The organism is Lentilactobacillus kosonis (assembly GCF_003864335.1).
Taxonomy (GTDB): domain Bacteria; phylum Bacillota; class Bacilli; order Lactobacillales; family Lactobacillaceae; genus Lentilactobacillus; species Lentilactobacillus kosonis.
This window is the reverse complement of record NZ_BEXA01000001.1, coordinates 375,289-396,082: the sequence shown is the minus strand read 5'-3', so window position 1 is coordinate 396,082 and position 20,794 is coordinate 375,289. Positions and strand designations below refer to the sequence as shown.

Genomic DNA, 20,794 nt, shown 5'->3' with positions numbered 1-20,794 from the left:
TACTACTAATAAATTCAATTATAATTTTTACTTACATTTACTTACACTTAATGAAAAGGAAGAGATAATTATGGCTAAGGTAATTACAGTTTTAGGATCAACCAATATTGATAAAGTAGTATCTGTACCCCGTTTTGGAGTTAGTGGAGAAACCCTTCATACTCCTAATCATCAAGTTGAAGCAATGGGTGGTAAAGGTTTAAACCAAGGTGTTGCCGTTGCCCGTTCAGCTGTTAAAACTAATATGATTACTAAAGTCGGTAAAGAATTTGATACTGCCAAAAATATGAACGTTGCTAATTTAAATACTGAACATGTTATGTATTCAGAAACCGAAGAAACAGGTCAAGCATACATCACAGTTTCAGAAGAAACTGGCGATAACATCATTTACATTTATGGTGGAGCTAACGCTGACATGACTACCGAAGATGTTCGTGCACATACAGATGCAATTAAAGAATCTGATTTTGTAATTGCTCAATTAGAAACATCAATGGAAACAGTTATCGAAGGATTTAAAATTGCCCACGAAAATGGCGTTAAAACTATTTTGAATCCTGCGCCAATGCCAGAAGATGGTGGCCTACCAGCTGAATTATTGAATTTAACTGATGTAATTGCTCCTAATGAGCATGAAACATTCTTACTTACAGGCATTGAAGTAACTGATGAACATTCAATGATCGATAATGCGGCTTACTATTTCGAACGTGGAATTGACACTGTTATTATTACTGTTGGTTCAGAAGGTGCCTTCTACATGCGAAAAGATGGTGCAGAAGGAATTGTCCCATCATTTAAAGTTAAAGCTGTTGATACCACAGCTGCAGGGGATACATTTATTGGTGCCATGTCAACTCGTTTAAATCCTAATTTAGATAACCTACCAGAAGCAATGAGATATGGTGCTGCTGCATCATCACTTACTGTACAACGTGCAGGTGCGCAACCAAGTATTCCTATGGAAGAAGAAGTATTGAAAGTTTTAGAAGATAACAAATAAAAACATCGAAAAAGAGGACAGATTGTTATGCGTAAAACTAATCTATTAAATACAAAATTATCAAATGCAATTTCTGAAATTGGCCATACTCAATGGCTAACCATTGGTGATTCTGGATTACCAATTAAAGATGATGGACGTAAAATTGATTTATCAGTTGTTCGCGGATTGCCATTATTTATTGATGTGCTAAAGGCAACATTGTCAGAAATGAAAGTGCAAAAAGTATATTTAGCTAAAGAAATTCAAACAGAAAACCCAGATCAATTGGCTGCTATCAAGGGCTTATTAGATGATGATGTTGAAATTGTTTGGACTTCACATGACGAATTGAAAGCAATGAGTCGCGACGACAATAACATTGCAACCGTTCGTACTGGTGAAATTACACCATTTTCAAATATCGTACTTGAATCAAACGTTGATTTTATTGGCGAAGCAATTAAATAAGAGGGATTAATAAATGAATATTGTAGGACTACTTTTCGCATTCTTGGCTATGATTGGCTGGAGTGCCTATCCAACACTTGTTTCTAAATTTGGTGGAAAACCTGTTCAAGGAATTTTTGGTGCCACTTGGGGTACTTTAATTGTCGCCATTGTACTTGCATTAGTTAAGCATTATGAATTATTGACTGGTTCTAACTTCTGGTTGGCATTTTTCTCAGGTGCAGCTTGGGCATTTGGTAATGTTTTGACGATTGTTGCCTTTGGTATGAAAGATGCCGACGGTAATGCATTAGGTTCAGCTAAGGCTATGCCTATCTCAACCGCATTTCAAATCACATCTAATGTTGTTTGGGGTGTAGTAATGTTGGGTAACTGGGGATCAACTAGATCTAAAGTTATTGGTTTTGCGGCAGTTATCATCATTTTGATTGGTGCTTACTTAACTACTTATCAAGAAAAAGAAAACTGCTGGTAATAAAGAATTACTAATTAAAGCCGTTGGGGTTTTATTGATTGCCCAAATCGGTTACTCACTTTATGGAATTTTTCCACAATATACAACTAATACTGACGGATTACACATGTTCTTACCACAAGCAATGGGTATGGCAACATTTGGATTACTCCTTGGTATCTACGAAGTAATTAAAAATCACAATAATATTTTTGCTCAAAGTGTTACTTATAAACAAATCTTCTCAGGTTTCTTCTTTGCAATGGCTGCATTGGGTTACCTAGTATCAGCTCAACCAGCTATGCTTGGTTTAGCAACTGGTTTCGTCCTTTCACAAGTATCAATTGTGGGTGCAACGGTTTCTGGAATTATTGTTATGAAAACTCATAAGACTGGTAAGGAATGGTTTGTCATTTCTATCGGTTTAGTAGCAATTGTTGCAGCTGCAGCAGTTACCGCATTTATTTAATTTTAATGATCCATAAAAAGTGTACCTGGCATTTTAAATGCTAGGTACCACTTTTTTGATAATTCATGAAATTATAGATTACGAAAATCATTTCTACCAAAATATTGATAATTTGAAAGCAATGGTTTTTGTATTAACTGCTCAAGAGTTACAAACTTATATCCACGCTTTTTCAAGCCATTAATGATTGATGGAACAGCGGCTACAGAAGTCGGATGAATATCATGCATTAAGATTATAGAACCGTTGTGAGTGGTTGATAATACATGATTAACGGTTTTAGGAGTGTTTAGGTAAGACCAATCAAGGGAATCAACATCCCATTGAATAGTTGGTCGATCAAATGCTGCACCAATAGTTTCATTGATTGCGCCATATGGCGGACGAACGAATGATGGCAAGGTTCCGGTTGCTTTGTAGACAGCGGCATCAGTTGCAGCGATTTGGTGAATGGCTTTTGCTTTCCCAATTTTGGTTAGTTGTGGATGATTCCAAGAGTGGTTTCCGATTTGGTTTCCATATTTAAGTACCATACGTGAGATTTGCGGGTACTTGATAACACTACTACCGACTTCAAAGAAAGTAGCTGGAACGTTAGCCTTCTTGAGCGTCTTCAATAGTTTAGGAGTTAATACTGGATCAGGGCCATCATCAAAAGTTAGAGCAACCACTTTTTGATTGGTTGTAGCTGGTTTGTGGTACCAAAGTGTCTTGGGTAAATAACGGTTTAAGATAATGCCACTTAGCTTAGATAGTGGAATTTTTGCAATTTTAACATTGAGCTTGTTTTTCGTTAAATGCATTGTAAGTGTTTGTGAATCAAGCGTGAAATTTCTAGCAGTTAACCGGTGAGGTAAAGGTAACGCCATTAGATATTGGACTTGTTTGCCTGATAGCTTATGATCAGTAGCAATTTGACTTCTAGTGAGTTGTCTAATCGTTCCTAAGCGATGGGAATTATTACCAGTAAGTTGTTTGAACGTTAAGTGCTGTGAATTTGGTGTTGTGACTTTAGACTTGGCAGCATGTGCTTGAGTGGCTAATGTTCCAACTGAAAATGCCACTGCTACCGTGGTGATTAATTTAGAAAATTTCATTGTAGTACATCTCCCAAGTGTATTAAATAGTAGGTCCATTATACTATCTGCTTTCTAATAGTCTACGGGTCTTTAGAAAATCTATATAAATTTTTATTTTAAACTTATGTTATGATTTAATAGAAAGCGCTTTCTTAATAAAAACTTAATGGAGGGTCGATTATGTCAAAAATAATAAAGCAATTATTTATAGGATTCATTGCCTTTGGTTTGGGGATTATTTCAATAGCATCAGTTCAGGCATGCACGACAGTGTTAGTTGGGAAAATGCTAGTACAGATGGATCAACAATTATTGCTAGAAATGAAGATGCCCGTACGGCATGGACCAAAAGATTTGTGGTGACTCCAAGTACCAGTAATGGAGTTACTTCATATGTTTCTAAAGGGAATAAATTCTCAATAACTTTGCCAGAAGAGCAACAAAGATATACATCAACTCCAGATTGGACTGACAATGATGGTACTTTTGGAGAAGATGGTATTAATCAAAGTAATGTTTCTATGAGTGCAACTGAATCTGCAACGGCCAATAAAAAAGTTTTAAGAGCGGATCCGTTTATAAAGAATGGAATCAGCGAAGACTCAATGCTTGATGTTGTATTACCTTTTATTCATTCAGCCAAGGAAGGAGTAAACGTTTAGGGGAAATTATCACCGATAAAGGTGCTGCCGAATCTGATGGTATTATTTTTTCAGATAAAAATGAAATATGGTATTTCGAAATTGGTTCTGGGCATCAATGGGCAGCCGTGAAAGTTCCAGATAATAAGTATGCCGTTATTCCTAATCAATTGATGATAGGTAAGATTAATTTTAATGATAGCAACAATTATCTTGTTTCTAATACTTTGAAATCTTTTGTTAAACGGAATAAGTTGGTTAAATCAGTAGGAAATAACATAAATTTTGCTGATATCTTTGGAACTAACGATAGCATGGATGCCAAATATAATCGACCAAGAGTTTGGGATGGTCAAAGATATTTAACCCCAAGTAAAAAACAAAGTCCAAACGCAAAAACGTTTTTCGATGTTTTTAAAACCTGATAAAAAATTAGTGTTGCTAAAGTTAGCCATGTATTAGGGCTGCATTTCAATGGAACTAAATATGATTCTACTGGAAAATGGACAGGCAATTATCGACCAATTAATGTGCCTACGAATATGGAATCACATATTATTCAATTCAGACCAAATGTTCCCAGTGAGATTTCAGGAATTCAATGGTTATCAATGGCATCTCCAGATACAAGCGTGTTCGTTCCTTTCTATACAGATATAAATAATACTCCTGAACAATATAAGATAGGAACTAATAAATATGATACTAATTCTGCCTATTGGACATATAAAGAAACCAAAACATTGGCAGACCCATATTATAATGAATATGTGAAAAAATATATTAGACCTGTACAAAGAAGCACCAATCATCAACTTAGTATTAGGCTTAAAGCTGATGATCAGCTAGCACGAAGCACTAATGATTCCGAGCAGTTGCAACAGATGTTGACAAGGGCAAATCAAGAGAATGCAAATATTGCTCAAAATGAGTTCCAAAAATTAAATGATTTACTTATAGAAGTTTCTACCACTAAAACACCAATCGTTCAAAATACTGATTTATGATATAAATGGGATGTGTTTAATACATTTAATTGTTAGGAAAGAGCTAATTTATGAATTAGCTCTTTTTTATGTACCCCGTTTTGATGTACCATTATAATAATACGATTATTTTAGGAAAGAAGTGGCGTTATGACAAAGCGACAAGTTATTATCGTGACTTGTGCATTATTGCTGTCAAATGCAATGAGTGGATTGGATAATACGATAATTAATACTGCTTTGCCAGCAATTGTTTCAGATTTACACGGAATTGAATTGATTGGTTGGGTAGTATCAGTATTTTTGTTAGGAACAGCAATTAGTACACCGTTGTGGAGTAAATTGGGGGAATACATAGGTAATAAGCGTTGTTATCAGCTTTCAGTAGCAATTTTTGCATTAGGATCATTTTTATCAGGTTTTTCTAGCAACATGTGGATGTTAATTATCTCTAGAACACTGATGGGAATTGGGAATGGAGGGATGGTTTCTGTTCCATATATTATTTATTCAAAACTCTATGAAAATCCCCGTAAGCGAATGCAAGTATTAGGATTTGTTTCAGCAAGTTATAGTATGGCCACCATCTTAGGACCGTTAGTTGGCGGTTATATTGTTGATACCTTTAATTGGCATTGGATATTTTATATCAATGTCCCAATTGCGATCATCTCAATTATAGTTATCCAGTATTACTATCATGCAAGCCAGTTGGTAGAAAAGAATAGTAAGGTAGATTACCTTGGAGCAATGTTAATGACGGCTGGTCTTTTCTGTTTGCTATTAGCAATTGAATTGATAGGTGATGCTAGCTACTTGATGATTGGGGTTCTGATTATCATTGCAATTGGGTTATTGGTAATTATGCTCAGAGTTGAGAATCGGGTTGAAGATCCAATTATTCCCAATCGATTATTTAAGAATAGATCATTAGTAATTGACTTTATTACGTTTGCACTGGTTTGGGGATCGTTTATCGGCTTTTTAATCTACAGTCCCATGTGGGCTCAAGGTTTATTGGGAACTTCTGCTTTGATTGGAGGGATGACTCAAATTCCGGGTTCAGTTACTGACTTTATTGGATCGGGTGCAGTAGCACCATTGAGAAAATACATTACGCCACAACAAGTTGTTGGCCTTGGATTAATTACACTAATAATTTGTTTTATGCTGATGGTATTTGGTGGCATTCACGCACCATATTGGCTCTTGTTAATCGCGGGAGCGTTTGAAGGATTCGGTAATGGAGCTTGTTTCAACGAATTACAAGTTAAAGTTCAGCAGGATGCTATTAGTAAGGATGTTCCAGCGGCTACGTCTTTCAGCTTCCTAGTTAGAATGTTGAGCCAATCATTTACAGCATCAATCTTTGGAATCATCTTAAATAATGCTTTACGGACTGGAGTTAAGAACTCTGGTGGAACAATTACGATGAAGATGATGAACCAATTATCAAATGTATCAACGGCCAAAACACTACCTAAGAGTTTGTTACCTCAAATGCAAACCATCTTGCACATTGGACTGCATAATATTATGGTGGTTGCCTTGATTATCATGTTGTGTGCTGGAGTCCTTAATATTTGGGCCCAGGGACTTGAACGAGAAAAAATAAGACTAAAGGGATCACTATATGTGAAGCCTCAGCCTAAATAAAAAAACGGAAACCAGTTATCTGGTTTGTTTTTTTAGTAATAGTAATTATTTTTGGCTAAGCGATGAATCCTTGAAAGTATTTAAAGTTACCTTAGCTGTAGCTAATTCATTACTGCCACTGATCGAGGTTGCCTTAAAGCTGACCTTATCTCCCGCAGAAATAAATGAAAACTGTGGGTTAAAGTCGTTGTCTTTAGGATCAATTTTATATACTTGAGGATCACCTCGTAAGATGAATAATGTTTGGTTATCATTGGTTCTAATAATTCGGTAGATACTGCCACTAACGGTTTTGGCTAGTTCCTGGCTGTCTTTAGTAGGGGTAACTTTAGCTCCTACCCGTTGATTGAACAAGTCTAAGGTACTTTGTGCATCATCCCCTACTGCGTAAGTTCCTGATTGATTATTACCATCCGCAAGCAAGTAAACGAATTTCATAAACGAGTTGTTTTCGCGATCGAGCATTGACACTACCCATGTTGGCTTACCGCCAATCCGATATAGTAATGGTAATGTTCCTTTATAATTTTGTGGATTAATGTCCTGTTCAGCGTATGAAATTGCTCGTTCAGGTGTCATTACATTACCATGTTCTTTGTAATAATGAAGGGTGTTGGTACTAGCATCTACGAAGGTATAACCAAGAATTGAACTTTGATGTGAATTAATACTAGTCATTCCAGTAAAGTAGTAGACGCGGCCCTTATATGCATAAGGCGTTAAAGTATTACCGCCTTCAGTTCCGGCTTTGGTTGGTTTCATAACGTCGTTATGACCACCAAAGCTGGTAGCGTTCCAGAAACCTTTACGATATTTACCAAACATTGAAACTTCTTTAGCAACCCAATCTGGGGATACTGAAATATCAATAAACTTAGGGATTTTATTTGGTGAATAGACATTAACTTTTCCGGTGATTGTGTTTAATACGGCAACTTTGAAGTGTTTGTAATCATAGTTCCGATTAATATATGAGATTGGCTTTGCCAATGTGCGAACGTAGTATGGCGTTCCCTTATCGTCAACTTCTAGTTGAGAAGTGCTACCCACCATTGAATAACCTAACGAGTGGGCACTGATTCTCCGATCAGCATCATTATTGAAGTAGGCACTTGGAGTGTATTTCATCGGTTTTTTAACAAATTTAGGATCGGCATTCTTGTCAGTCGCATTAGTCATAAAGTAACCGGGAACTTGTTGATAGTGGATGTAGCGCCAGAAACCACCTGAGAATTCAACTGGAGCAACGTAGACCATCTTGTTTTGATACATTTGTACTCGCATGTGATTTAAATCATACACGTTAGAATTTTTAAAACTGTTTAATGAGTTATTCATATCAGTGGAAATCGTTTGCGGAGCGTTAACAACTGGCGTGTCATCACCACCCTTAATGACTGGCATTGGCGCATTACTAGCGTCATTATTTAAATCAGTTTTGATTGAATTTACTGAAGGAGCGGGGTTCATTTGCGTAACCACGCTTGATATTCCAGTAAGCACAATAAAGATTAATAGTGCAGAGGCAATTGCCAGTACAATTCGTCCGGCCCAACCGAAAGCATCAGTTGTGCGGTTAATGATTTGGGCAAAAAGCCATCATCATTGCCGGATCGACTTGGTTTATTAGAATAAAACATTCTTTGAAGGACCATGACTAAGATTAGCCCGCCAATTAACCAGCTTAACCAACCGTCAATCAGAGCAGGATAAGCTAAGTCTGGTAAGTTAAAATAAGTGTTAATAAGACTAACGATAAATAGTAGAAGTACCAACGTTAAACCAATCGTGCGACCACGTCTATCAGCAATGATTAAAAACCAAATTAATGGGATTAATAATCCTGATAATTTAACCAGTGTAATAAGTGCAAAGTAACTAAGCATTTAAATCTCCCTCATTGAAAAAATATTCGATACCTACACTAATTATAACTTAAAAAGAATTAATAAGTATGCAAGCGAACTCATAGTTTGTTACGTCCCTTGATGCCTATAAATAATCACGGATAATAGCAAAATAAAAAGAACCCCATAGCTACAAATAATTGTAAACTTAGAGTTCTTTTTAGATAAAAATCAAGTGAATCAGCTGAAATTTAGAATTGCTTTAACCAAAGAATAACAAAGGCATCAGAACCAATGTGAGTGCCCACAACTGGTCCAATTTGACCACTTTCAAATGTTGCATTTGGATACTTAGTAACCATCTCGGCTTTCCACTCATCGATTGATTCTTGGTTATTGGTTCCTGTAAGTAGAACGTGTAATGGAAAGTCAGATTTTTCGTAGGCTGCTTTGAATTTATCTTCAATATAGGCACGAGCCTTTTTTAATGTACGAATTTTATCAATTGCAACAATACTGTATTTTTCATTAAGAGTTAAAACTGGTTTTATTTTTAATAAACTTCCAGCAAATGCAGCAGCATTAGTTAACCGACCACCGACGACTAAATTTTTGAGATCATTTACGACAAAATATTCATCAAGCGAGTCTCGCATTTCATTTAGTTTATCAATAATTTCAGAACCCGGAAGGCTTTCATTAGCTAGTTTGGCAGCGTATTTCACCATGTAACCTAGTGCTTGCACCGTCACATGCGAATCATAAACATGGATGGTCGCTTTGCTGTAATCCTTGGTAATCATTTTCAGGTTGTTAACGAATCCAGTAATTCCACTAGTCAGATGAATACTGAAAATTTCATCATAGCCATCCTCAACCAGCTTATCATACTCGTTAAGCATTTCTTGCGGAGTCGGTGGTGCGGTTGTTGGTAGTTTTTTAATGTAGCAAGGGTGTCGTAGAACTGTTTATTAGTAATATCGATTCCTTCGCGGTAGCTTTGGCCGTTAATGTTAACGGTAATTGGCACGACGAAAACATCTCCTAAATCAGCAGCTTCTGCTTGACTGATAGCGGATGTACTATCAGTAACAATTGCAATTTTTCCCATTGGATAATTCCTCTTTAATATTAATGTTAGGCGTTATCAATAGTATAGCATAGACATACTAAAGGTCATTTACGATTGAATATCCATTTTTATGAAAACTGATGAAAAATATGCTATTTATATATGAAAACTTGTTAATTAAATGGTTTTTATTGAAATCTTTTTCATTCCCGGCTGAAAACTACTTAAATTCAATTTTAAAAAGATGAGCCGCGAATTCCATTAGATAAATAATAGGCGCCAAAACCGGATAATAAAAACCACGATGAAAATGCTCCATGTAGTTGGTGTATTATTTAAGCATGAATTGAAAAGAACGCATTAGTTTATATTGTGTAAACCAACGCGTTCTTTTTATTATTCAAAATAATGGTGAACAATGCCAACGGCTTCAATAGGTAATTGATGAACTATTGGAGCAATAAAACCATTGATTAATGTTTGTTTAGCTTTATCACGTGAGATACCATTTTCTAGTAAGTCAGCAATCTGTTCATCATCTAGTGAAGCAACTGAGGATGTTTGACTAGTGGTAACATTAGTTTCAGATTTTCTTAATATTGGACTAACTGAACCTAAGGCATCATTGCTAACGGTTAATAGTCGGCTATCTAATTGAACATCAGAATTAGTGGCGTGTTTATCAATTTGATTAATTCCAGTGAAATCAAAGTTAGCTTGATTAAGGAGCACGCCACGCATATTAATGGTGGAATTAGTGTTACGAGCTCGATGATGCCCAGTAATCTTAAGATTGATTTTGTCGCTAGCGTGGGCGATTTGTAATCCATAGAACTTAGATGTAGCTCGAGGTTCGTCCAAATGAGTTGTTAAATCTCCAATGACATTACCTCGGCAAGAAGAGAAGTAGGTCCACTTCAAATTAGCGTCTTGCTGAACATGTTGGTCACTAAAGACAAATAATTTACTTTCTGATAATGAAGTTAGAATGGTTGAAACATTAACGTTACTACTACGAGCGAGTGTTCCAGTAAGATCAATGCTGGCTTGTTGGACTTTACCAGAGATGTTAATTCGTTCATTGATAGCAATTTGGCTATTAGTACCAACATTTAGAATTAATGTCAGGGCCACTGCTCGGTTAGCAGCAGCGTCAATTGTTAAGTTAAGTGGTTCTTCAATAATGGTGTCATCAGGAATTGAGATGATAATCCCGTCGATATTGTGTTTAAAATGATTTAACAGTAAGTCGTTATCATTATTAGTTTCCATTTGGGATGTTAACGATTTTAGTTCAGATGGGGTGATGGATTTACTTGAAAATGATTGAATATTCCCACCCTTAGCAGTTAATTCAGCCAAGGCCGTTTGGCCAGCATTCCATTGCCATTCAGAATTATTAATATCTTGCCAATCGAATAGGGAGGTAGTGTAATCAATTTCCATTTCTTTATGCGCTTTATTATTTCTTTCCAGCTTGGTTTGCCAGTGATGAAAGTTCTTGCATTATTAATCACCCATGTCCTTCCTGACTAAAATCTATATGCATTTTAATAAGTGTATTACAGACTATTTTAGCGGTTTATTTTAAATAATTCAACAATATATTGTAGATGATAAATGATTATATACAATATATTGTATATATAAAAAGAGCAGTGAATGGGATATTAGTCCTATTCACTGCTCTTTTGAGATTAATAAATATTAACTGACACGCTTTGATTAACTAAAGGTTTGATAGTGTCAAATGATGTAAATAGCGGAATTTGGTGACTTAAAGCGGCATTAGCAAGAATTTTACCATTAAGATTATCAGCAGTTACTAATGAAAATGCGGGTGCAATTGACCAATCAAATTCAGATGAGTATTTGATGACGGTGAAGCCATTATTTTTCAATTCGGCAACCGTTTCGGAGTTGTTATAGTCAGTTTCTGAAATAACGACGTATTGTGACTGGTTATGATAGTTATAGTGATAGCTGTCTAGCAATGCTTTGTGATAAGCCTCTAAAAAGTTGTCACCAGAACCGATATTTTCACCAGTTGATTTCATTTCTGGATTCAAGGTTGTTGGAGCACCGGTTAATTTAGCAAATGAGAATACAGGAGCCTTAACAAAGATCCGGTTTGATTCAGGATATAATCCGGGGGTTAAATCTAGCTCAGCAAGCGTTTTTCCCAAAATTAGCTGAGTAGCAAATTGAGCTAAGTGCATTTTAGTAACTTTACTCATAAACGGCACGGTTCTTGAGGCGCGGGGATTTACCTCAATGACATAGACTTGATCGGCGACAATGAACTGAATATTCATCATTCCAATTGCATGTACGGATAGGCCGATTTTAGTAGCAATTTCGACAATTTGTTGCTTCTGATCATCGGTTAAGTGTTGTGGTGGATACACGGCAATTGAATCTCCTGAGTGGACACCAGAGCCTTCGAGATGTTCCATAATTCCTGGCACTAGCACAGATTTACCATCACTTAAAATATCCACTTCACACTCAATTCCATGAATGTATTTATCAATCAAGATTGGGTTGCCGTGACTGGCTTTAATCGCTGGTTTGAGATAATCATTTAATTCACTTTCATCATTGACGATTGCCATTCCTCGGCCACCTAGTACAAAACTGGGTCTTACTAATACGGGATAACCGATTTGATCAGCAATTTTATGAGCTTCAACAAGTGACATTGCAGTCATCCCATCTGGATGAGCGATATCTTGATTAAGTAATAGTTCCTCAAATCCATGACGATTCTCAGTCTGATTAATTCCATAGATTGAAGTGCCAAGAATTTTAACCCCACGTTGGGTTAATTTTTCAGTTAAGTTAATGGCAGTTTGTCCTCCAAATTCCACAATTACGCCAAGTGGTTTTTCGAGATTAATGACGTCCATCACATGGTCAATGGTCAAAGGCTCGAAGTACAATTTGTCTGAAATTGAGAAATCAGTGGAAACCGTCTCGGGGTTATTATTTATGATAATTGCTTTATATCCGGCTGCTTGGATTGCTTTGATACAGTGAACGGTAGCGTAGTCGAATTCGACACCTTGGCCAATTCTGATTGGACCAGAACCAATAACCAAAATACTGTTTCCTAGAGGTTGACTTTCATTTTCAGTGCCGACCGTACTATAAAAATATGGAGTGGCGCTGTCGAATTCAGCTGCGCAGGTATCAACCATTTTATAGACTTTATGCTGATTAGCCATGCTATCTAGTTTGGCAATTTCCTTATCCGTTGCCTGATGTTGAGTTTGAATCATGGAGTTTGTAAAGCCAGCTTTTCTAGCTCGTTCAACTAACTGGGATGTTAGTAAGCCACTGCTTAATTCTTTCTGTAAGACAATGACATGAGCAAGTTTAGCTAAGAAAAATTTATCAACTTTAGTCGCATTGTGGATAGAGTCAATAGATGCTCCTCTGCCTAAAGCAGTTAAAATCTTGAATAATCGGTCGTCGGTCGGCCTACTGATTTCGTTGAGTAATTGGTCCATTGGATTATGAGTGTCTGATGGTGAGATTAAGTTGACTTGCAATTCACTACCTAGCTCTAATGAGCTAACTGCTTTAATTAAGGCCTCTTCAATCGATGTTCCAATAGCCATAACTTCCCCCGGTGGCTTTCATCTGGGTGCCTAAAGTATTGTCAGCATCAGGAAATTTATCAAAGGCAAAACGAGGAATTTTTGCAACAACATAATCAAGGGACGGTTCAAACATTGCAAAGGTCGTTTGGGTGATTGGATTAGTAATTTCATCTAAGCATAAGCCAACGGCAATTTTGGCAGCAATCTTAGCAATTGGATATCCAGTTGCCTTAGCAGCCAATGCGGAAGACCTACTTACTCTTGGATTAACTTCGATTACATAATAAGCCTCGCTGTTAGGATCTTGAGCCAATTGAACGTTACAGCCACCGGCGATTTTTAGAGCATTAACGATGGTTAATGCTGCGTCACGAAGGCGCTGATATTCTTGATCGGTTAGTGTTTGACTTGGTGCGAAGACGATGGAATCACCAGTGTGAATGCCAACTGGATCGAAATTTTCCATTCCGGTGACAATAATGGAACTTCCATGATTGTCACGCATGACTTCAAATTCAATTTCTTTATAGCCTGCAATACTTTGTTCAATCAGACACTCTGTTGTTGGCGAAAGGCTTAAGCCACGATTTAAGATAGTTTCCATTTGGTTTGCGTTATTTGCAATTCCACCACCAGATCCACCGAGCGTGTAAGCTGGTCTTACAATAACTGGATAGCCAATTTCGGATGCAAAGTCCAATCCTGATTGGACATCATAGACGGTTAAAGATGCTGGAACTGGTTGATTTAATTCGTTCATTAAATTTTTAAATGCTTCGCGATCTTCAGCCTGATTAATTGTTTCAATACTAGTCCCTAGTAATTCAACGTGATATTTATTGAGAATCCCGTCATTGCTAAGCTCAACTGCTAAGTTAAGGCCAGTTTGCCCGCCTAAAGTTGGTAGGATTGCATCAGGATTTTCTTTGGTAATGATGCCTTTTAAGCTATCAACGGTGAGGGGTTCAAGATAAACCTTATCGGCAATCTCATCGTCAGTCATAATTGTGGCCGGATTAGAATTAACTAGGATCACTTCATAACCTTCTTCACGTAAGCTAAGACAGGCTTGACTACCAGAATAATCAAATTCTGCTGCCTGACCGATTACGATAGGACCAGAACCAATAATAATAATTTTGTGAATATCTGTTCTTTTAGGCATTAGTAGTTCCTCCATGGACGTAATTTACAAATTTATTGAATAATTTTGTAGCTTCGTGAGGTCCTGGTGCGGCTTCGGGGTGAAATTGAACTGAAAAGACTGGTTTTCCAGGATATTGGAGACCTTCACACGTTTTGTCGTTAACGTCCTCTGCGGTTAATTCAAGTGGCGTATTGGCTAGTGAATCCACATCGACGGCATAACCATGATTTTGAGAAGTAATAAAAATGTTGCCGGTTGTTAAATCTTTGACTGGGTGGTTAATTCCGCGATGACCAAATGGCAACTTGTAAGTAGTTGCACCATTAGCGAGCGCCAACAATTGGTGGCCGAGACAGATTCCAAAGATCGGGTACTTTTCCTGCAGGGCCTGAATAGTTGGCAACAATTCGGTGTAGTCAGTTGGATCGCCAGGTCCATTAGATAATAGAATTCCGGATGGTTCTAATGCCTTGATATCTGCTAATGTTGAATTAGGCGAGACGACTGTAGTTGGAACGTTTTGCGCCTGAAGTAATTTTACGATATTATTTTTAACCCCGAAATCTATTACCACAACGGGACGATTCGATGAACTTGGAGTGATATTTGTTCGGAAACCACTGGTTTCTGAGAGGTTTGCGATTTGTTCATAACTAACAGGTTGATTAGTTAAACTAGCATTCATCGTACCAAAATGACGAATGATTTTGGTCAGATGGCGAGTATCAATGCCACTGATTGCGGGAACCCCGGCAGCTTTAAGAAAATCATTCATAGTTGTTTTACTTTGATAGTGATATACCTCGGCAGTCATTTCTCGGACGATGACTGCCCGGGCAGTAATGGAACTTGATTGATTAATTCCTTCGGAAACTCCGTAATTACCAATCAAAGGTGAAGTAAATAGGATGATCTGTCCATCATAGGATGGGTCAGTAATGGTCTCTTGATAACCAGTCATGCTGGTGGTAAATACTAGTTCACCTTCAATCTCTGCTGTTTTATCTCCATGGGCTTCACCAATAAAGGTTTGCCCATCAGCCAAAGTTAAATATTTTTTCATTTTCTAACCTCCTGAAGTATCGTCCGTATCTAGTTTGAGTATTTGATTATCAAAGATAAATTGATGCTTAGACTTTGTCAAGATTAAATATACGAAAATTATGTTAAAAATGGAAAAATATACGTTATTTATAAATATATGTGCATAATTATTATAATGTCGATTTCCGTCAAAAGTGATTATTTGCAAGGGATATTCTTATATTATTTTTGAGGAAAGTTATCACAAATTAATTTTGGATAAATAAACAGGTCAAAAAATATTTTTAGGGGTTGTGTTATTAGCTGAAGTATAATAATATTCTTGTAAAGTTAATTGCCTTTAAAAATAACCCCGTGAGGTTAAAAAGGATCGCAGCTAAAGTTTTATTGCAACGGGACCGTTATGTTCCGTGTAAAAAACAGCCTTTTTACCCACGGTCGGTAAAGAGGCTGTTTTCTTTTGGAATTAAATATAAGTTAATTTGCTCCCGTGAGAGCAAACGCAATTAATACTACGGGTGAAACCTAGATTAGGCGCTTTGCAAGCACGGCTAGCCACTTTTAGGAGGAATTTACCATGATGGAAATGACCAACACCCTTAGTTTTGAGAATGTGTTAAGCATGGAAGATTTAAGTGCTGCCGATGTTTTGGAATTTATTAGAGAAGCTTCTGAATTCAAAGCAGGCAAACAGGTATCATTAACTAGACCAGTTTATGCAACCAACATGTTTTTTGAAAATAGTACCCGAACTCATACGAGTTTTGAGATGGCTGAAAGAAAGTTAGGCCTTAATGTGGTCAACTTTGATCCAGCAAGCAGCTCACTCAGTAAAGGTGAATCGATGGCTGATACGGTAAAACCATGCAGGCAATTGGCGTGGATTTAGTTGCCATTCGGGACCGTAAGAATGAATACTACAAAGACTTGATTGAAGATGCGAACGTTCACGTTGGGATTGCCAATGGTGGTGATGGTTCTGGCCAACATCCATCGCAATCATTGCTAGATATGATGACCATTTATGAAGAATTTGGTTATTTCAAAGGATTGAAAGTCGCCATTGTTGGTGACTTGGCTCACTCGCGGGTCGCTCGGTCAAACATGGAAGTTCTCAATAAATTAGGAGCCAAGGTATATTTTGGTGGTCCTCAAAAGTGGTTTAATCAAGACTTCGCGGAATATGGCGAATGGCATGAAATTGATGAACTAGTTGCTGAGATGGACGTTATGATGTTTCTAAGAGTTCAGCATGAACGGCTAGCTGACAACGAAAATGGCACGTTTTCCGATGAAAAATATCATGAAATGTATGGATTAACTCACCAAAGAGAAAGCCGAATGAAAGATTCGGCAATTATTATGCACCCGGCACCAGTTAATCGGGATGTGGAAATTGCTGATGAGTTAGTTGAATGTGACCGTTCTCGAATCTTTGCCCAAATGACAAATGGCGTATTTATCCGAATGGCGATTCTAGCAAGTATGCTTAGATACCGTGGATTGATTGAGGAGTAGGCCAAATGAAAACTCTGATTGCTCATGGAAAATTATTAGTTGATGACCAGTTGATTTCTCAAAATGTGTTAATCGAAAATGGGTTGGTTACTGCAATTACCATGCCGGATCAAGTGGTTGACGCTGATCAAGCGATTGATGTTGAAGGCAAATTTGTTTCTCCAGGGCTAGTAGATGTCCATGTCCATTATCGGGAACCTGGTTTTAATGATAAAGAAACCATTAGAACTGGAACGATGGCGGCAGCTCATGGCGGCTATACCACGGTTGGGGCAATGCCTAATTTAGACCCAACTCCAGATACGGTGGAACACTTAACTGACCAAATTAAATTGAATAAAGATAAAGGGCTAATTAAGGTCCTACAATATGCAACAATTACCGAAAATCGTCGTGGGAATCAACTGGTTGACTTTACAGGTTTGAAACAAGCAGGCGCCTTTGCCTTTTCCAATGATGGTAGCGGAATTCAGACTAGTGAAACTATGTATCAAGCAATGCAGGAAATCGCCAAGCTAGGCATGAGTTTAGTGGCCCACGTTGAGGATAGTTCATTGTCAGCTAATGGCGCCTTGGCTGAAGAAGCCGCTCAAAGGATCGGGGTAAAACCAATTCCTTGGGTTAGTGAGACCGCCCAAGTTGCGCGAGATTTAACGCTAGCTGAAGCTACTGGGGTTCACTATCATGTGTGCCATGTTTCTTCCAAACACACAGTTGAAATTATCAGAGAAGCCAAGCGGCGGGGCGTTAACGTAACTTGCGAAGTAACGCCGCATCATTTGCTACTAACGGAAGATAACATTATAGAAGATAATTCATTATTTAAGATGAATCCACCGTTAAGAAGTCAAAGCGACCGCCAAGCTTTAATTGGTGGATTGCTTGACGGCACCATTGATATGATTGCGACGGATCATGCGCCTCATACTTATGAGCAGAAGAAGCAGCCAATTAGTGATGCACCATTTGGAATCACTGGCAGTGAAACGGCATTTTCAATGTTGTACACGTACTTTGTTAGAACTGGTATTTTTACTCTCGGACAGTTAATTAATTGGATGGCGCTTAGACCAGCCCAAGTATTTAAATTAGCGACGGCAGGCAAGCTGGCAGTTGGATTGCCTGCAGATATTGCAGTATTTGATTTAAATCATGAAGGCGAAATTAAGGTAACCGAATTTGCTTCTAAAGGTAAAAATTCACCCTTTATCGGTGAGAAAGTATTCGGCCAAACTGTATTAACAATGGTTGATGGCCAGGTGGTATATCAATAAAAACGAGAACTGCAGTAATCGCAGTTCTCGTTTTTTATTTATTTTTCAATTACTCGGGTTCGATAAACTGAGCTGATTTTATCTAACTCAGTTACCAGCTCATCAACTTGTTTAGTTTGAAGATGATTGGTATCGATAATGGTGTAAGCAACTTTATCTCTTGCCGCATTTGACATGCTCTCGATATTAATATTTTCGTTGGCTAATGCGGTTGTAATTTGACCAACCATGTTAGGGATGTTTTCATGGATAATAGTGATTCGGTATTCTGTGTTAAAAGGGACTGCTAGGCTTGGTAAGTTAACAGAATCGTGAACGTTACCAGTTTCTAAATAGTCAATAATCGTAGTGGCTCCTTTGGTGGCACCGTTCACCTCAGCTTCAGCAGTTGATCCACCAATATGGGGAGTAATTACGACGTCATCTCGATCTAATAGAACATCGTCGCCAAAGTCAGTCATGTATGAAGTCAATTGGCCGGTATTTAAAGCATCAATGGCGGCTTCGTTGTCAACAATGCCACCACGAGCAAAGTTTAGTAATGTGGCTCCTGGCTTCATTGCCGCGATTGTTTGGGTGTTTATCATGCCAGTGGTCTCTGAATTTTTTGGTACGTGGATAGTGACAAAATCGGCATCCTTGATGGCATCATTGAAAGTGTTTGCTCGATTGATTGCCATTGATATTTGCCATGCGGCATCGGCTGATAGGTATGGATCATAACCGATAACCTTCATGCCAAGGGCATTTGCAGCATTGGCTACTAGTGACCCAACGTGGCCAACTCCAATAACAGCTAGTGTTTTACCAGTTAATTCTTCACCGTTAAATTTAGTTTTGTCTTTTTCAGCTCTAAGCGAAATATCAGCCCCACTATTTTTGGCCGAGTAAGCGGCAGCTGCGAAAAGATTTCGAGATGCAGCAATCAACATTGCAATGACAACTTCTTTAACCGCATTGGCGTTACTTCCAGGGGTCGTGAAGACTGCAATTCCATGGTTCGTAGCTCTGTCCAATGGGATGTTATTAAAGCCAGCTCCTGCCCGGGCAATGACTTTTAAATTCTTAGGGAATTCATGGTCGTGTAAATCGACTGATCGAATTAGGTAAGCATCTGCGTCTTCAGTTTTATTGATTTCATAGTGATTATTGAAAATCGCAAGGCCTTCTGGAGCAATTGCGTTAAAAGTTTTGATTTGATACATAATTAATGTCCCCCTTTGTGGTGCTGTTCAAAGTCTGCTAAAAATTCAACTAGGGCATTTGCCCCTTCAAGTGGCATTGCATTATATAGACTGGCCCTAAGACCGCCAACACTTCGATGTCCTTTTAGGCTCATTAAGCCATGTTCGGTCGCTGAGCTGATGACTTGTGCGTCTAGCTGGTCATCGCCAGTTGTGAATGGAATATTGGTTAGTGACCGGTCACTAGGAGTAATATGGTTAGTGAACAGGTTTGATTGATCGAGAAAATCATATAGTAATTTTGATTTTTGTTCATTGATTTTCTGCATTTCTGAAATGCCACCGAGGTCCTTAAGCCACTTAAGGACTAAACCGGCAGCGTAGATTGGAAAAACTGGTGGGGTATTGTATAGTGAATTTTTCTTTACAAATAGATTGTAATCTAAGATGCTAGGCACATTTTTAACTTCATGAACTAAGTCATCGCGGACTATTACTACCGTCACCCCAGCCGGACCGAGATTTTTTGCGCACCTGCAAAAATTAAGCCAAAGTCGGCTACATTATAGGTTTCTGCTAAGAAGTTAGATGACATATCAGCAACTAACTCTGTGTTACTTGGCAGTTCCGGCTGATGGTATGCTGTACCTTCAATCGTGTTATTCATGGTTAAGTGAAGATAGTCATAACCACTTAAATCTTGTTTATCGTCCAGATGGGGAAGTGATTGATAGTGGTTATCCTTGGTTGAGGCCAATGTATCGACTGAAAATCCAAGCTTAGTGGCTTCATCACCAGCTCGAGTAGCCCAGTGGCCACTATCTAAGAGAGCAATTTTGCGGTGGTTAGTTGCTAGGTTTAGGGGTGCGGCCGCAAATTGACCGGTTCCACCACCTTGGAAAAAGAGCACGTGGTAGTTATCGGGGATGCCCATCAATTCTCGAAGGTCTTGTTGGGCGTCAGCGAGAATATTTTCAAACAGAGCGGAACGATGAGAAATCTCAAGGATACTCATTCCAGATCCATGCACAGAAGGGAGTTCCTCCTGGATTTGGTTAATAACTTGGTCAGGTAACTTGGCTGGTCCTGCAGCATAATTGTAAATCTTCATCATTTCCACTCCTTAGGTAAAATAAAAAGGGCCTCACAGATTTTCTGTGAGACCCACTTGTCATGTTAGTGGTCCCGCAGAAGTTAATTTAATAACCTACGCGAGACCGTTGATTTTGTGTTTTGCAACCAAAATTAAGCCCACATAGATTATTGAGTGGACCAGGAGGATGAGATTAAGTTTTGTAATGGATTAATTAACATGTGACGTCCTCCTCATTTAGTATACATAAAACTTACCAAACTTTAATT

10 protein-coding genes and 6 pseudogenes are annotated in these 20,794 nt (G+C 38.0%); 8 read left to right on the top strand and 8 right to left on the bottom strand.

All coding sequences use genetic code 11. From position 1 onward, the window contains the following. The first annotated feature begins 70 nt into the window (after positions 1-70). The 4 genes from rbsK to NBRC111893_RS11565 are packed head-to-tail and all read left to right on the top strand — an operon-like array spanning position 71 to position 2,379. Complete coding sequence (rbsK, locus tag NBRC111893_RS02040; RefSeq protein ID WP_125007797.1) at positions 71-1,006, top strand: ribokinase; 936 nt, start codon at positions 71-73, stop codon at positions 1,004-1,006. A gap of 27 nt (positions 1,007-1,033) precedes the next feature. Continuing rightward, a complete protein-coding gene (rbsD, locus tag NBRC111893_RS02035; RefSeq protein WP_125007796.1) occupies positions 1,034-1,456 on the top strand; it encodes a D-ribose pyranase in 423 nt (140 codons plus the stop codon). 13 nt (positions 1,457-1,469) lie between these two features. After that, positions 1,470-1,931, top strand: a complete 462-nt coding sequence (locus tag NBRC111893_RS11570; RefSeq protein ID WP_230402927.1) for a GRP family sugar transporter — start codon at positions 1,470-1,472, stop codon at positions 1,929-1,931. Between the two features lie 34 nt (positions 1,932-1,965). Next, positions 1,966-2,379: a GRP family sugar transporter gene (locus NBRC111893_RS11565; protein WP_230402926.1), complete on the top strand. Its 414-nt coding sequence runs from the start codon at positions 1,966-1,968 to the stop codon at positions 2,377-2,379. Between the two features lie 71 nt (positions 2,380-2,450). On the opposite strand, the gene NBRC111893_RS02025 is transcribed toward NBRC111893_RS11565, so the two are convergent. Beyond that, on the bottom strand, positions 2,451-3,476 hold the full coding sequence (locus NBRC111893_RS02025; protein WP_125007795.1) for a polysaccharide deacetylase family protein: 1,026 nt from the start codon (positions 3,474-3,476) through the stop codon (positions 2,451-2,453). Positions 3,477-3,718: 242 nt separating this feature from the next. On the opposite strand from NBRC111893_RS02025, the pseudogene NBRC111893_RS10980 reads away from it, so the two are divergent. Beyond that, positions 3,719-5,106: pseudogene (locus NBRC111893_RS10980) on the top strand (C69 family dipeptidase). A gap of 129 nt (positions 5,107-5,235) precedes the next feature. Then, positions 5,236-6,741 (top strand): MFS transporter, encoded by a 1,506-nt coding sequence (locus NBRC111893_RS02005; protein ID WP_125007791.1) that lies wholly within the window; start codon positions 5,236-5,238, stop codon positions 6,739-6,741. Positions 6,742-6,786: 45 nt separating this feature from the next. Here NBRC111893_RS02005 and NBRC111893_RS02000 read toward each other — a convergent pair. The 5 genes and pseudogenes from NBRC111893_RS02000 to NBRC111893_RS01980 form a co-directional block, all read right to left on the bottom strand. Further along, positions 6,787-8,627 (bottom strand): annotated as a pseudogene (locus tag NBRC111893_RS02000) (hypothetical protein). Between the two features lie 212 nt (positions 8,628-8,839). Next, positions 8,840-9,699 (bottom strand): annotated as a pseudogene (locus NBRC111893_RS01995) (DegV family protein). Between the two features lie 357 nt (positions 9,700-10,056). Further along, positions 10,057-11,106, bottom strand: a complete 1,050-nt coding sequence (locus tag NBRC111893_RS01990) for a SufD family Fe-S cluster assembly protein (RefSeq protein ID WP_125007790.1) — start codon at positions 11,104-11,106, stop codon at positions 10,057-10,059. A gap of 251 nt (positions 11,107-11,357) precedes the next feature. Then, a pseudogene (gene carB / locus NBRC111893_RS01985) lies at positions 11,358-14,430 on the bottom strand (carbamoyl-phosphate synthase large subunit). Next, complete coding sequence (locus NBRC111893_RS01980) at positions 14,423-15,475, bottom strand: carbamoyl phosphate synthase small subunit (protein WP_125007789.1); 1,053 nt, start codon at positions 15,473-15,475, stop codon at positions 14,423-14,425. The pseudogene carB and the gene NBRC111893_RS01980 overlap by 8 nt, the downstream one beginning before the upstream one ends. Positions 15,476-16,036: 561 nt before the next feature. Between NBRC111893_RS01980 and NBRC111893_RS01975 the strand changes: the two are divergent. Both NBRC111893_RS01975 and pyrC read left to right on the top strand, forming a co-directional pair. After that, positions 16,037-16,974 (top strand): annotated as a pseudogene (locus NBRC111893_RS01975) (aspartate carbamoyltransferase catalytic subunit). A 5-nt stretch (positions 16,975-16,979) separates the two neighbouring features. Further along, on the top strand, positions 16,980-18,248 hold the full coding sequence (gene pyrC / locus NBRC111893_RS01970; protein WP_125007788.1) for a dihydroorotase: 1,269 nt from the start codon (positions 16,980-16,982) through the stop codon (positions 18,246-18,248). 38 nt (positions 18,249-18,286) lie between these two features. Here pyrC and NBRC111893_RS01965 read toward each other — a convergent pair whose 3' ends face one another. Together NBRC111893_RS01965 and serC are read right to left on the bottom strand one after the other, a co-directional pair. Further along, positions 18,287-19,453, bottom strand: coding sequence for a phosphoglycerate dehydrogenase (locus NBRC111893_RS01965; RefSeq protein WP_125007787.1), 1,167 nt, complete (start codon positions 19,451-19,453; stop codon positions 18,287-18,289). A 2-nt stretch (positions 19,454-19,455) separates the two neighbouring features. Further along, positions 19,456-20,543: pseudogene (serC, locus tag NBRC111893_RS01960) on the bottom strand (3-phosphoserine/phosphohydroxythreonine transaminase). Between the last annotated feature and the right edge of the window lie 251 nt (positions 20,544-20,794).